This is a genomic window from Cuneatibacter sp. NSJ-177 (genome assembly GCF_022867805.1).
GTDB lineage: Bacteria > Bacillota > Clostridia > Lachnospirales > Lachnospiraceae > Pseudolachnospira.
On the sequence record NZ_JALIFO010000006.1, the window covers coordinates 141,296 to 155,597 of the forward strand.

Below are 14,302 nucleotides of genomic sequence, written 5' to 3' on the forward strand. Positions count from 1 at the left end.
AGCGATCGGAAGCGGAATCAGGGAGCGCGGTTAAACACCGGACTCCCTGATTTCTTTGAGAAGAAAATTCAGAAAAGCTTTTACCGCAGGGGAAAACCAACGATTTTTCATGTAGGCGACATTCACGGAAAAAGGGATCTGCTCCAGTTCCGGGATACGGAGCGCTTTTACTGGTTTATTGGATAGATCTACTGCTTCGTCGACGATCGAGATTCCGTAGTTGACGGAGACCAGGCCGACAATGGTGCATTCTCCCTGGACCTGGGAAAGAATGGTAGGATACAGTCCCTTTTGATGGAAAATCCGCAAAAGAGCGGGAGCCCGCTCGCTGTTCATAATAAAAGGATATTTTGCCAGCTCTTCTAATGTCACTTTTGTTTTAGGCGCCAGAGGATGCCGGTCTGGGACAACGGCGATCAGATGGCTGAAAAAAAGAGGTGTAAACTGAATTTCCGGTTCATCCGGCAGGGAAGAACAAAGGACGAGGTCACAGAGATTGTTTTTGATCAGCCCGATCAACTCCGGGGTGGAATTCTGGAACAAGCGGATGGAAAAGCCTCGATTTTCTTTTCCGGCGCTGAAACGCTGCAGGATGTTCGGAACAATCTCGGAGCCCAACGGAAACGTCAATCCGATGTTGATTTCGCCTATGGTCGGATCCGCCATAGATTTTACTTTTTTGGTTCCAAGCTCCAAGCTGGTCAGAGAAGCCTTTACATACTCGTAATAGGAAGCTCCGTACTTGGTTAGCTGTACATTCCGGCCTCTTTTTTCGAAAAGATTGACGCCCAGCTCATCCTCAAGGGCATTGATGGAACGGCTCAGCGAGGACTGAGCGATCCCCAGCTCTTCCGCTGTCAGGGAATAATGTTGTTTCTCCGCCAAAACCTTGAAATATTGTAGCTGTGTCATGTTCATATTGCATTCTCCTTTGCATTGTTGCTCCTTCTATTCTAAAAGAATTGTTCGAAAAAATCAATTAAAAATATTTGAAATTCCAATGATATTTATTAATTATGATAATAACGTTAAAATGACAAAATATACCAAAAATGTTATGAATTCAAGAAAAAAATGTTATGGATTGATTGCAGCCCAAAGTTTCCCTGAGGTTAAAACAAAAAGAGGTTTGTAAGAAGGAGATGGATAACAATTATGTAATAAATCCGAAAGCCTGCCACCGTTGATTCTTTCACCGGTTCCTTTATAATAAAAAAGAAGAGGAGGGGTGGTTTCCCGAATCGCCGTTTTCTTGTGTTAGGACAAGAAGAACAAAATAGGAGATTGCTCTCATTTCATCAACAGGAGAGCGGATCAGGAGGGACAATGAAAAGAGAGATTGCTGTCGGAACCATTGGCGCAGGATATGCAGCCAGGCTTCACGGGGAGGCCTACCGGAGAGTGAGCGGCTGCGATATCCGATTAAAAACGATTGTGGATCTTGACCGGGAGAAAGCAGAGGAATTGCAAAAAACTTATGGTTATGAGGAATGTCTGACGGATTATCATTTGATGCTGGAGGATCCAAAGATCGATGTTGTGGATATCTGTGCGCCCCCAAATCTGCACGTAAAGATGGCCAGGGAGGCATTCCAGGCGGGGAAACATGTCATCTGTGAAAAGCCGCTGACCGGATATTTCGGAGAGCCGGGGGATCCAGAACCGATCGGACTGCAGGTTCCCAAAAAGAAAATGCTTGAAAAAGTCCTGGCAGATATGGATCAGCTGCGGGAGGTCTGGCTTGCCTCCGGAAAGAAGTTTTGTTATGCGGAAAACTATGTTTACGCTTCCGGCGTACAGAAAGCCATGGAGATTGTGGAAAAAAAGAAAAGCAAAATTCTTTTCTTAAAAGGAGAAGAAAGCCTCAAAGGATCCGGTTCCATGAACACAGGAGAGTGGAAACAGATTGGAGGCGGCGCGCTGATCCGCGCAGGCTGCCACCCCCTGTCCAGCTTGCTGGCGCTCAAACAAACAGAGGCGGTGGCCAGGGGAGAGGAGATATCCGTCGCGTCGGTTTCGGCGGATATGGGGATGGCAAGCAAATGCCTGACGACCGATTACGAGCACCGGCATATAGCGGCCCGGCCTCATGACGTGGAGGACTACGCCAATCTCAGCATCACTTTCAGCGATGGGACCAAAGCTTCGGTTCTGGCCTCAGATCTGGTTCTGGGCGGGACAAAAGGCTATGTGGAAGTGTACACCAACGACAGTGCGATTCATTGCCGGGTATCTCCGGTGGATGTGGTCAGCAGCTATTTTCTGGATGAGGACCGCCTGGAGGACGTGGCTGTATCCGAGATGCTGCCCAGCAAAACAGGATGGAACCATCCTTTTGTCGCGGATGAAACGCTTCGGGGTTTTCTAGGGGAGGCGCAGGACTTTGTAGGCAGCATCCGGACAGGCCGGGAGCCGTTTTCCGGTTTCCCGCTTGCCTATGAGACGATGAAGGTGATCTATGCGGCTTACCAGTCGGCGGAGGAGGGAAGGAGAATCTTTTTATAGGCGAAGGAGGGACATTGATTTCGGGGGAAGCCGGGAGCAAGAAGCGGCGGCGCGGACGCGTTCTGGTTGACTTTACCAAATAAATACCATATAATTCCATCGTGGCGGCAGACGGTTTTGCCTCTGGCTACGCCGGGATTTCCATCCCAGGGCGAGAAAGCCAAAGAGGGAACGCGGCCTATCATGAAAAACGAGGGAAGACCAAGAGGATTGTGACCGCGGGATCGTTCTGCGGAAAGGAAAACATCACGCGATCTGTTTGGAAAGGACAAAAGTTATGGTAAAAAGAGTAAGGATCTGCTTCACCGCCGGAATTGCAATGGGAATGATTCTGTTATCCGGATGTTCCAATTCGGGAGAGGAGACGGTTTCCTCCCCCGCCGCCGCTGTTTCTTCTACGGCGTCGGAAACTTCTCTGCCGGAAACAACGGCGCACACGGAGATCGTCATTCCGAAATCAGGGACAGAAGCTCCGGCGGCTCCGGCAGCCAGCGCAGCGGAGACGAAAACACCTACGAAGGAGATGGCTTCGGCAGGCCCGGAACAGACGACGGCTGCGGAGCGGGAGAAAAAGACAGTCAAAGCTTACATTCTGGAAACCGGGGAGGATACGATCTATGTGGATCTGGAGAACCCGGCTGAGCGGGCTTACGACGGGGAGGGCGAGGACCGGAAAGTAGCCTTTGACGTCGGAACCGCGGCCTTTATCGATCCGGCTCACGGATCCGTAGGAGAGTCAGTGGAGATCACCTATTACGAGGAAGAGGGAAAGAAAATCGCCACGAAGGTGACCGGAGACGGAGTGAAGCGGGAAGCTCCCAAAGCTTCCTCCGAGGAAAAACATACGGTTTATGGGACTTTCCAGGGGTATGAGGGAGATAAGATGATTCTGGAAGGCGACGATGGGGAAACCTATTTCTTTGTGACGGAAGAGTTGGAACTGCCCGCGGATCTCGCGGCGGATGACTACGTGGAGGCGGTTTATCGGAAGGATTCGCCGGAGCGGTATGTGCTGGGCGCTTTGGAAATATTAGAGAAAGCGTCTTAAGGTAATAATAAAAAAGCGGTATCCAGTTGTGAGTGCTGGATACCGCTTTTTTATGGCAGGAAAATGGTTTCCCAATCATTCATTGACACGTATCTCGGCCGTATCCATATCACAGATAATCAAAGAGTAATTCCCAGGCTCTACCCGGCCCAGTTGAGCGCGGATGGAAATAAATAAATTATTGTCATAGGGAGTGCGGTATTCTTCGGTGATCTCTCCGGTCAGGACGTTGCGGATCTGGTAGACCAGAGTGTCCTTCGGATAAAAATGGTTCAGCATCTCCGGGCCTAAAACCGGGATGAAAAGCCCCCCTTCGTTGATGCGGACTAATACCCGGTCGTGAAACAGAATCTGACGCGCCTTCCCTTTTACAAAATATAAAAAAGATGGGAGTCCCAATCCCGCCCTATCTCACCCGCCTTTTACAGCAGTAAAAAAATCTCGTGAATGTAAAAACAAAAAATGGGAAAAAATGAGAGGGGGCCTATGACTGCAATTAAAAAAATGAGGGCAGGCTGTCTGTGAAAGGCATACCAATCACACCGCCCAGAAACTTATAAAATGAAGAAAGTTAAGCCCGCATACGACAAAAACGTTAAAATGTCGTTAAAAAGATGTCAAAAAAACCATTGATAAAATGGGAGAAATAGTGTAGAATTGATGGTATATTTTTGGTTCCTCTCAGAATTTTCAATCGTATGCCGAAGGGAAATTGGAGCAGGGCCAATAATGATTCGGCAATTTGGACATAATCTGACAACAATTTGTCTGAATTGCCAGAAAATAATAGGTAGGGAGGGAAATGCATGTCGATTGAGAATATGAAGCGGATTTCTGACAGCGAGGAAGAAGCCGTTTCCATTCGCAAGCAGGCACAAGCGGATTCCAAAAAGCTGCTGGAGCAGGGGAAAAAACAAGCTGCCGAATTGGTCGAAACTGCGCGTAAGCAAGCGGATGACGCCTATCGGAACACCCTGCGGCAGGCGGAAGCCGAGGCGGAAAAGGCTTATCAGGCCCGGATGGCCGAAGTCGCCGCCGAATGTGACGCCATGAAGGCGCAGGCAGAGAAACGCTTGGCGAAAGCAGCTCAAATCATTGCCGGAAAGGTTGTGAAGTCCAGTGGCAATCGTTAAAATGAAAAAGCTGTCCGTCATTGGCCTGGAGACGGAAAAAGCCGGTCTGCTGAACCGGCTGATGGATCTGGGTGCGGTGGAACTCAACGACCAGAGCGAAAAGCTTTTGGATTCCGAATGGTCGTCCATCGTCACGAAAGACGGGGATGAGGACCAGGTTTCCGAGCTGGACGGCCGCCTTGCCAAGGTAGAGACAGCGCTGGAAGCCATCGCCCGCTATGACACAGCGAAAAAGCCATTGTTCCGGACAAGGAAGCCGATGAGCCAGAAGGCATACGACGAAGCTCTCGGAGACGGCGTGGCGGTCAGCCAGGAGATTTTGGAAGTGCTGAATCTCTATGACAAGTGGAGTGAGAGCAAATCGGAAGAAAATACGATTGTTTCCACCCAGGCGTCACTGACTCCATGGCTTGGCTATGAACTTCCTCTGGATATGGCGGGAACCCGCTCGGTCCGTGTGATGCTGGGAATTGTTCCGGCTGTTGCGGATGTGGAAGGAATGAAGAAACAAGTGTCCGCAGCCAGCCCCGACACGGTGGTCACCGTGATCGGTCAGGACGCAGAACAGCAGTATCTGAATGTGATCTGCCTGAGAGCCGAAGAAGAGGCGGTTTTGGATGTCCTCAAAAGCTACGGCTTCGCTTTTGCCCTGTTCAAGGAATTGACCGGGACGGCGAAAGAGAACATCACCCGTCTGAACGAAAAGCTGGCGCAGGTGAAGAACGATCAGGAAGAGCTGGAACAAAAGATCGCGTCTTTTGCCGGACACAAAGAAGAAATTCAGTATTATTACGACAGTTTATTAATGAAGCGGGACGAAGCCAAGGCGGCGGAAAACCTGCTGAAGACGAAAAAGGCATTCTATTTTGACGGATGGGTGCCGGACGGCGCCTGCGACCAGGTGAAAAAAGTGCTGGAAGACGCCGGATGCAGCTACGAGATTGTGGAACCGGAAAAGGGAGAGGAGACACCGGTGCTCCTTGACAACAAGGGGCTGGTCGTTCCCTTCGAAGCCATCACCAGCATGTATGCCCTGCCGAAATCCTACGAGGTGGACCCGACGCCGATCTTTGCGATTTTCTATTTCATTTTCTATGGAATGATGTTCGCGGATATGGGCTACGGCCTGATTCTCGCCGGGGCCTGCTTCCTGCTTTTAAAGAAGTTCCCGTTGGAGAATACGGCGTACCGCCTGGTGAAGTGTCTGGGCTTCTGCGGAATCTCGACCTTTATCTGGGGCGCATTGTTTGGCGGCTTTCTCGGAGATATCGTCACGGTTGTCGCCAGCACGTTCTTCGGCGCGACGGTGGAGATCACGCCGCTGTGGTTTAATCCCTTAAGCGACCCGATGAAGCTTTTGATTTTCTCCTGCGTACTGGGTACGGTTCATCTGTTCATCGGTATGGGAGTAAAAGCCTACATGTACCTGAAAGACGGAAAAGTGGCGGAAGCGATTATCGAAGTCTTTGCCTGGTATCTGTTCCTGATCGGCCTGGCGCTCCTGCTCTTCGGCGGAAGCCTGTTTGACGGCGCGGCAGGCATTGGAAAATGGCTGGCGATTGCCGGTGCGGTGATTATCGTCGGCGGGCCTCTGATCCGCGGCAAAGGCGTTGGGAAGCTCCTTGGCCTCTGGGATCTGTACGGAACCACCAGCTATCTGGCGGATATCTTGTCCTACTCCCGTCTGCTGGCTCTGGGACTCGCTTCTGCGGTTATCGCCCAGGTGTTCAATGCGCTGGGGTCCCTGTTCGGCGGCGGAGTGGTTGGCGCGATTCTCTTTATCATCATTGCAATTTTCGGCCATGCGCTGAACTTTGCGCTGAATGCGCTGGGCTCTTATGTTCATGCGAGCCGGCTGCAGTACGTAGAATTCTTTGGCAAATTTTATGAAGGCGGCGGAGATCAGTTCCAGCCTTTTGAAAAGAAAACGAAATATGTGAAGCTTGTGAAGGAGGAAAAGTGACATGACTTTAGGATTAGCATTGGCGATTGGCGGTGCTGCGATTGCAGCAAGTGCGGGTGTAGGTAGTGCTCTTGGCGTAGGTGTGGCTGGTGAGGCGGCTGCCGGCGTAGTGGCGGAAGACCCTAAGAAATTTGGTCAGACCCTGGTTTTGCAGGCTCTGCCCGGCACACAGGGTATCTATGGTCTGCTGATTGCATTCTTGATCTTGGTAAAGACCGGCGTGATGGGCGGAAATCCTGCGGATCTGACGACGCAGCAGGGGATTTATTTCCTGTTTGCCGGTATGCCGATCGGTGTGGTTGGCATCTGGTCTGGATGGGCGCAGGGCAAAGCTTCCGCAGCCGGCATTATGCTGATTGCAAAGAGACCCAGCGAGCTGGCAAAAGGTATTATCTACGCGGCCATGGTTGAGACCTACGCCATTCTGGCTCTGCTGATTTCTTTCCTGATGTGGATGTTCATTACGGTTTGATTTCAGAAACCTAACGAGAACAAATCGGGAAAGGGATTGGTGACCTATGAGCATTGAAAGTATTACGGCCCGGATTTTGCAGGAAGCAAAGGACGAGGCGGAACATTTAAAAAAGCAGGCGGAAGCCGAAAAAGATACTCTGCTCGCGAAGGCGGCGGAGGAAGCCGAGGCGGTGAAGAAAGAGACCGCCGCCAAGGCGGTAGAAGATGCCAAGGTCTTAGGCGAGAGGAGAAATTCTGTGGCGGAGCTGGAGGCGCGCAAGCTGCGTCTTTCCGCAAAGCAGGAGATGATCGACCGCAGTTTCGAGGAAGCGGCGGCCCAGCTGGCCGGTATGCCAGCTGCCGAGTATCAGGCGTTTCTGCTCGGTTTGGTGGAGCCGTATCGGGCGGAACCGGGCGAGATCCTCTTGAATGAGAAAGACCACAAGGCTTACGGCAAGGCGCTGGAGGAAGCGTTAAAAGACAGTCCTCTGGCTGTTGCGGAAGAGACCGTCCCGATTCAGGGCGGCATGATTCTGCGCCAGGGCTGCGTCTCCCTGAATGCGTCTCTGGAAAAGTTGATGGAAACCCAGAAAAAGCAGATTACCGCGGAGATCGCAGGGGTTCTGTTCTCATAATATGGGAGGCGGTGTTCCCCAGGAAGGAACTCTTTGTCTGGGGGATTACCGAAAAATAGAAGAAAGGAGGAATCCCTATGGGAGCAGATTATACCTTTGCCTGTGCCCAGGTTCGCAGCGCGGAAAAGAATTTGCTGAACAAAGAGCGCCTCGGCGTTATGGTGGAAGCAAAGACCATGGAAGACGCGCTGAAAGTGCTGCAGGATTTTCAGTACGGTGCGGAAGGCGAGACGATTCTGCCCGCGGCCTACGAGCGGACGCTGGTGCAGGAGACCTCGAAGCTTTACCGTTTTCTGACCTCGATTGCGCCGGATGAAAAAGAGTTCCGTATTTTTTCCTATCCCTTTGACTACCACAACATTAAGACTCTGCTGAAAGCGGAGTTTTTGGGGGTGGATGGAAAAGCGGTTCTGATGGAAGGCGGGACCATCGACGCGGCGACGATGGCGGTTTTGGTCAAGGAGCGAAACTTTATTCCAATGACCAACCACATGAAGGCCGCGATTGAAGAATCCGTGGATACCCATGCCAGAACCAGGGATCCCCAATGTGTGGATCTGATCTGTGACAGAGAATGCTACGCAGATGTGTTGGAGGCAGCAAAAGGAACCGGAAATGCGTTTGTGATCGGCTATGTCCGTCTTTTAATTGATACGATTAACCTGAAAACTTTCGTGCGCTGCCAGAAAATGGGGCAGCCCTGGAGCTTCTTTGGAACCGTATTTTTGCCGGGCGGCAATATCGACGAAAAAGTGTTTGTGGCCGGTTATGACGAGCCGTTTCATCAGTTTGCGGCGCGTCTGGTGCCATATGCGCTGATGGGAGCCGCCGAGGAAGGCGGAGCCTCCATGAAGGAGACCGGCAGTTTTACCGCTCTGGAAAAGCTTTGCGACGATGCGCTGATCCAATATGCGAAACAGGCGAAATATATCTCCTTTGGGTTGGAGCCGCTGATTGCGTATGCGGTGGCAAAGCAGATGGAGATCAAGAGCGTGCGGATCATTCTGGCGGGGAAGGCGGCAGGCCTGGAACCGGCGCTGATCCGGGAAAGATTGAGGGAGACTTATGGGTAAGATTGGCGTAATCGGCGATGCCCAGAGTGTCCTGGGGTTCAAGGCTTTTGGCCTGGACGTGTTCGCCTGCGAGGTGGTGGAGGACGCGGTGCACACTCTGCACAAGATTGCAGGGGAGGGCTACGGCATCATCTATATCACCGAGCGGTTTTACAAGGATATGGAAGAAGACATCGCCAAGTATTTTGATATGAGAGTTCCGGCTATCATTCCGATTCCCGGAGTGGACGGAAGTTTCGGCATCGGCATTGCGAATGTGAAGAAGTCCGTGGAGCGGGCCGTTGGTGCTGATATCCTATTCGGAGGTGACAATTAATGAGTCTAGGAAAGATCGTAAAGGTATCCGGTCCTCTGGTCGTAGCGGAAGGCATGCAGGAAGCGGATATGTTCGACGTGGTTCGCGTAGGCGACCAGAACCTGATCGGCGAGATCATTGAGATGCGCGACGGCATGGCGTCGATTCAGGTATATGAGGAGACAGCAGGCTTAAAGCCCGGCGCTCCGGTCAGCACCACCGGTGCTCCGCTGTCGGTGGAACTCGGCCCCGGCCTGATTGAGACCATCTATGACGGAATCCAGCGTCCGCTGGAGGGCATGGTAAAAATGTCCGGCACCAACATCAGCCGTGGTATTTCGATTCCGGCCCTGGACCGCACGAAAAAATGGGAGTTCGTCCCGACCGCAAAGGTTGGCGACGAGGTGGAAGCCGGAGATATCATCGGAACCGTACAGGAGACTGTGGTAGTGGAGCAGAAGATCATGGTTCCGAACCGGGTCAAAGGTACGATTAAGAGCATTACCGGCGGCTCCTTTACCATTGAAGAAACCGTCTGCGTTGTGACAACGCCGGATGGCAAGGACGTGGAGCTGACCATGATGCAGAAGTGGCCGGTCCGTGTCGGCCGTCCTTATAAAACCAAACTGGTTCCGGATATGCCGCTGATCACCGGCCAGCGTGTCATTGACACCATGTTCCCGATCGCAAAAGGCGGCGTTGCCGCCGTACCGGGCCCGTTCGGTTCCGGAAAGACCGTTGTGCAGCATCAGCTGGCAAAATGGGCGGATGCCGATATCGTGGTTTACATCGGCTGCGGCGAGCGTGGAAATGAGATGACCGACGTTCTGATGGAGTTCCCGGAACTGAAGGATCCGAAGACCGGCGAGAGTTTGATGAAACGTACCGTATTGATTGCCAATACGTCCGATATGCCGGTGGCGGCCCGTGAGGCTTCCATCTACACCGGTATCACGATCGCCGAGTATTTCCGCGACATGGGTTACTCGGTGGCCCTGATGGCCGATTCGACTTCCCGTTGGGCTGAGGCGCTCCGTGAGATGTCTGGCCGTCTGGAAGAGATGCCCGGTGAGGAAGGTTACCCGGCTTACCTGGGTTCCCGTCTGGCTCAGTTCTATGAGCGCGCCGGAAGAGTGATCAGCCTTGGGAGAGAAGGTCGCGAGGGCGCCCTGTCTGCGATCGGAGCCGTATCCCCGCCCGGCGGCGATATTTCCGAGCCGGTATCCCAGGCGACGCTGCGTATCGTAAAAGTGTTCTGGAGCCTGGATTCCGATCTGGCTTACAAGCGCCATTTCCCGGCGATCAACTGGCTGAACAGCTATTCCCTGTACGCCAGCCGTCTGGATCAGTGGTTTGCGGACAATGTCAATAAAGAATTCCCGGAGCTTCGCGCCAATGCCCTGCATTTGCTGCAGGAAGAGGCGGAGCTGAATGAAATTGTTCAGTTGGTCGGCGTGGACGGACTGTCCGCCACGGACCGTCTGAAGCTGGAAACCTGTAAGATGATCCGTGAGGACTATCTGCATCAGAACGCATTCCATGAGATTGATACGTATGCGTCCATGAACAAACAGTATCATATGTTGAAGCTGATTCTGCTGTTCCACGAAGAGTCTTTAGCCGCGCTGGGACAGGGAGCAGATTTCCAGAAGCTTTCCGCAATGCCGGTCCGTGAGGAAATCGGCCGTTTCAAATATGTGGAAGAAGCGCAGGTTGACGCGGAATTTGAAAAGGTGAAACATACCTTGGAGGAGGAAGTACACGCAATCATCGGTAAGGAGGCGGAAGCAGAATGATTAAAGAGTATAAGACAATCACCGAAGTCGCCGGCCCTCTGATGCTGGTAAAAGGCGTGGAAGGCGTCGGCTACGATGAGTTGGGCGAGATCGAATTGCCCAACGGCGATATCCGGAACTGCCGTGTGCTGGAAATCAACGGTTCCAACGCGATGGTGCAGTTGTTTGAGAGTTCCGCCGGATTGAACCTGAATGAGAGTAAGGTCCGGTTCCTGGGCCATGGCATCGAACTTGCGGTTTCCGGCGATATGCTGGGACGCGTATTCGACGGTATGGGACGCCCCATCGACGACGGCCCGGAGATTATTCCGGAGGAGACCAAGGATATCAACGGCCTGCCCATGAATCCGGCGGCCAGAGATTACCCGTCCGAGTTTATTCAGACCGGCGTTTCCGCCATCGATGGTCTGAATACCCTGGTCCGTGGACAGAAGCTGCCGATTTTCTCCGGCTCCGGTCTGCCCCACGCCGACCTGGCGGCACAGATTGCCCGTCAGGCCAAGGTGCTGAACACCGACAGTAATTTCGCCGTTGTGTTCGCCGCCATCGGTATCACCTACGAGGAAGCGGATTTCTTCATCTCCGACTTTAAGCGCACCGGCGCCATCGACCGGACGGTCATGTTCATGAACCTGGCCAACGATCCGGCCGTAGAGCGTATCGCCACCCCTCGTATGGCGCTGACCGCCGCCGAGTACCTGGCTTTTGAGAAAAACATGCACGTACTGGTCATTTTGACCGATATCACCAACTATGCCGAGGCTCTTCGTGAGATCTCCGCCGCCCGGAAAGAGGTGCCGGGACGCCGCGGCTATCCCGGCTACCTGTACACGGACCTTGCTACCATGTACGAGCGCGCAGGAAAGAAGAAAGGCGTGGACGGTTCCATCACCATGATCCCGATTCTGACCATGCCGGAGGATGACAAAACTCACCCGATCCCTGACCTGACCGGTTACATTACCGAGGGCCAGATCATTCTGTCCCGTGAGCTCTACCGCAAAGGCGTAAAACCGCCCATCGACGTACTGCCGTCTCTGTCCCGTTTGAAGGATAAAGGGATCGGCAAGGGCAAGACCCGTGAGGATCATGCCGACACGATGAACCAGCTGTTTGCCGCCTATGCCCGTGGTAAGGAGTGCAAAGAACTGATGGCCATCCTGGGCGAAGCCGCCCTGACCGACGTGGATAAGCTGTACGCGAAATTTGCGGACAATTTTGAGCGGGAATATGTGTCCCAGGGCTACGAGGCTAACCGCCCCATCGAGGAAACTCTGGAGATCGGCTGGAAACTGCTTCGCCAGATGCCGAAGGGCGAGCTGAAGCGTATCCGTGATTCCTTCCTGGAGAAATATTACGACCAGAAGCAGGAGACCGAAAACTAATTTCAGAGAGGTGATGACATGGCACGATTAAACGTAAATCCAACACGAATGGTGCTCTCCAATCTGAAAAAGCAGTTAAAGGTTGCGGTCCGCGGTCACAAGCTGATGAAGGATAAACGGGATGAGCTGATGAAGCGCTTCCTGGAGCTGGCCCGCGAGAACAAGCGTCTGCGGGAAGAGGTGGAAAAGGAACTGATGGAGGTATATTCGAGCTTTTCGATTGCCAGCGCCGTGATGACGCCGAGCATGATGGAAGAGGCCCTGATGTACCCGAAGCAGGGCGTTTCGCTGAACATCGGCAGCAAAAACATCATGAGTGTGGATGTTCCGGTATTCGATTTTGAGACGACCTCCACCGAAGCGGCCAATATCTTTCCCTACGGCTTTGCCAATACGTCCGGGGAACTGGATACCGCGATTGAAAAGCTGTCCGAGGTATTCCCGGTCATGCTGAAGCTGGCGGCCATGGAAAAAGAGGCCAGCATGCTCTCCGACGAGATCGAAAAGACCCGCCGCCGGGTGAACGCGCTGGAATATGTAAAGATTCCTCAGTATCAGGAGACCATCCGCTACATCACGATGAAGCTGGATGAGGATGAGAGAGGAAACCAGACCCGCCTGATGAAGGTGAAGGATATGATGGTGAAGGAAGCCATCGAAGAGCGCCGGGAGCAGGATCAAGAGGCGTATGTAGAATTCGCTGCGAGCAAGCAGCCATAAGTGATTTCAGGAAGCGGCGGCCAGCCGGAAAAGTTGGCCGCCGTTTTTATATTGATGAGGTATTGGAAACCCCTCTTTACAACGGCGTGATTAACTTTCCCGGCAGAATTCTACCAAAGGCAGGATGGCATCCTTTGAGGCACAGTCGAAGGAGCGCTGGACCATCCGGTAGGCCTCGCTGTCGCCTTCCGTTTTCTTCAGCATGGCGCGGAAGGCAGACATCATTAAACGGTCCGGCAACCCCATCCGCTCATAGGAAAGGCCGCTTTGAAAATAAAAGGTCTTGATTTTGGCCCGTTCTTCCTCGGTGAGGTTTTGTTCCCACGCTTTTGAGATGCCTGGAGATCCGGCGGGCGCTGCCCCGGTGGCAAAAATGGCAAGCTTTTTCCCCTCCAGCTTGGGGGCTTGGCTGAGAAACCATTTAACCCCTTGGATTCTTCCGGCGTGGATCCAGCCGCCAAAAAGGATCGTGTCGTAAGAATCGAAAGATTGTTGTTTTCTGTCTCCATAGGCGGCCAAATCGCAGGAAAGCGCTTCGCTGATCCAGCGGGCGTACCGCTCGGTAAAACCGGTTTTACTGCGGTAGATGACAAGGGTCTTGTTCATGGAAGCTCCTTTCTTACTGCTCCCGAGCCTGACGGAGAAAGGCCTGGTAAGCTAGTTCCAGTTGGCTGGTTATCTCTTCCTCCGGGATTCCGGAATCAGTGGTTGCCAGAATCGTTCCGATCCCCACCGTATAGATCAGCATGTGGAGATGAAGCGCCTTGGCCTGAGAAAGTGAAATTTGTAGCGTTTCAGCGATCGTGACAGCGGCCTCCGGATTGGTTTCAGTCTGATACAAATCCGTGAGAGCTCTAATATGTTCCCTCTTTTTCAGCACAAACAGTTGAAACAGATGAGGCTCCTCCTTGGCAAGCTGGATATAAGCATGGCCGGTGCTCCGAAAAAAATCAGACGGATCGATGTGGGAGGCAATATACTCCTGAATAAAGCGAGAGGCACGGCCCACGACATCCTTGCGCAGTCCCTCCATGCTTTGGCAATAGCTGTAAATCGGCTGGACCGAGCAGTCCAGCTTTTGCGCAATGTTCTTCACGATCACCTGTTCCATTCCGCCGGTTCTCGCCAGCTCGAATGCGGCTTCAACTACCATTTCTTTTGTAATTCGCTGCTTCGGCATAAAAAACCTCCAATATAATCATATTATATAAATGATTTATATAATATGATTATAACTTTTTATAACGGATTGTCAAGAAGAGAATTTGCGGCGGCTTTAAAAATCAATCTAAGAGC

At 52.5% G+C, this 14,302-nt stretch carries 15 protein-coding genes; 11 read left to right on the plus strand and 4 right to left on the minus strand.

The features are described from left to right. Positions 1–30: 30 nt before the first annotated feature. Positions 31–918, minus strand: a complete 888-nt coding sequence (locus tag MUB23_RS08615; protein WP_244800023.1) for a LysR family transcriptional regulator — start codon at positions 916–918, stop codon at positions 31–33. Positions 919–1,326: 408 nt separating this feature from the next. Here MUB23_RS08615 and MUB23_RS08620 point away from each other — a divergent pair, with 408 nt between their 5' ends. Together MUB23_RS08620 and MUB23_RS08625 are read left to right on the plus strand one after the other, a co-directional pair. Then, on the plus strand, positions 1,327–2,505 hold the full coding sequence (locus MUB23_RS08620; RefSeq protein WP_244800025.1) for a Gfo/Idh/MocA family protein: 1,179 nt from the start codon (positions 1,327–1,329) through the stop codon (positions 2,503–2,505). A gap of 277 nt (positions 2,506–2,782) precedes the next feature. Beyond that, positions 2,783–3,553 (plus strand): hypothetical protein, encoded by a 771-nt coding sequence (locus MUB23_RS08625; RefSeq protein ID WP_244800027.1) that lies wholly within the window; start codon positions 2,783–2,785, stop codon positions 3,551–3,553. Between the two features lie 75 nt (positions 3,554–3,628). On the opposite strand, the gene MUB23_RS08630 is transcribed toward MUB23_RS08625, so the two are convergent. Continuing rightward, on the minus strand, positions 3,629–3,952 hold the full coding sequence (locus MUB23_RS08630) for a hypothetical protein (RefSeq protein ID WP_244800029.1): 324 nt from the start codon (positions 3,950–3,952) through the stop codon (positions 3,629–3,631). A 407-nt stretch (positions 3,953–4,359) separates the two neighbouring features. Here MUB23_RS08630 and MUB23_RS08635 point away from each other — a divergent pair, with 407 nt between their 5' ends. The 9 genes from MUB23_RS08635 to MUB23_RS08675 all read left to right on the plus strand — a co-directional run bounded on the left by MUB23_RS08635 (position 4,360) and on the right by MUB23_RS08675 (position 13,006). Continuing rightward, positions 4,360–4,686, plus strand: a complete 327-nt coding sequence (locus MUB23_RS08635) for a hypothetical protein (protein WP_244800031.1) — start codon at positions 4,360–4,362, stop codon at positions 4,684–4,686. Beyond that, positions 4,673–6,649: a V-type ATP synthase subunit I gene (locus MUB23_RS08640; protein WP_244800032.1), complete on the plus strand. Its 1,977-nt coding sequence runs from the start codon at positions 4,673–4,675 to the stop codon at positions 6,647–6,649. Before MUB23_RS08635 ends, MUB23_RS08640 begins: the two co-directional genes overlap by 14 nt. A 1-nt stretch (position 6,650) precedes the next feature. Next, positions 6,651–7,121, plus strand: coding sequence for a V-type ATP synthase subunit K (locus MUB23_RS08645; protein WP_244800034.1), 471 nt, complete (start codon positions 6,651–6,653; stop codon positions 7,119–7,121). A 46-nt stretch (positions 7,122–7,167) separates the two neighbouring features. Then, positions 7,168–7,737 carry a V-type ATP synthase subunit E gene (locus MUB23_RS08650; protein ID WP_244800036.1) on the plus strand — a complete coding sequence of 190 codons (570 nt, stop codon included), beginning with the start codon at positions 7,168–7,170 and terminating at the stop codon, positions 7,735–7,737. Positions 7,738–7,814: 77 nt separating this feature from the next. Next, a complete protein-coding gene (locus MUB23_RS08655; RefSeq protein WP_244800037.1) occupies positions 7,815–8,810 on the plus strand; it encodes a V-type ATP synthase subunit C in 996 nt (331 codons plus the stop codon). Further along, positions 8,803–9,126 (plus strand): V-type ATP synthase subunit F, encoded by a 324-nt coding sequence (locus tag MUB23_RS08660; RefSeq protein WP_244800038.1) that lies wholly within the window; start codon positions 8,803–8,805, stop codon positions 9,124–9,126. The genes MUB23_RS08655 and MUB23_RS08660 overlap by 8 nt, the downstream gene beginning before the upstream one ends. Continuing rightward, the gene (locus MUB23_RS08665; protein ID WP_244800039.1) at positions 9,126–10,901 is read left to right on the plus strand and encodes a V-type ATP synthase subunit A; all 1,776 of its coding nucleotides are present in this window, start codon (positions 9,126–9,128) and stop codon (positions 10,899–10,901) included. The genes MUB23_RS08660 and MUB23_RS08665 overlap by 1 nt, the downstream gene beginning before the upstream one ends. Next, complete coding sequence (locus tag MUB23_RS08670; RefSeq protein WP_244800040.1) at positions 10,898–12,286, plus strand: V-type ATP synthase subunit B; 1,389 nt, start codon at positions 10,898–10,900, stop codon at positions 12,284–12,286. Before MUB23_RS08665 ends, MUB23_RS08670 begins: the two co-directional genes overlap by 4 nt. Positions 12,287–12,304: 18 nt before the next feature. Continuing rightward, entirely contained in the window at positions 12,305–13,006 is a 702-nt protein-coding gene (locus MUB23_RS08675; RefSeq protein WP_244800042.1) for a V-type ATP synthase subunit D, read from the plus strand. A gap of 90 nt (positions 13,007–13,096) precedes the next feature. Here MUB23_RS08675 and MUB23_RS08680 read toward each other — a convergent pair whose 3' ends face one another. Continuing rightward, a complete protein-coding gene (locus tag MUB23_RS08680) occupies positions 13,097–13,612 on the minus strand; it encodes a flavodoxin domain-containing protein (RefSeq protein ID WP_244800044.1) in 516 nt (171 codons plus the stop codon). 13 nt (positions 13,613–13,625) lie between these two features. Further along, positions 13,626–14,186: a TetR/AcrR family transcriptional regulator gene (locus MUB23_RS08685; protein ID WP_244800046.1), complete on the minus strand. Its 561-nt coding sequence runs from the start codon at positions 14,184–14,186 to the stop codon at positions 13,626–13,628. Positions 14,187–14,302 lie beyond the last annotated feature (116 nt).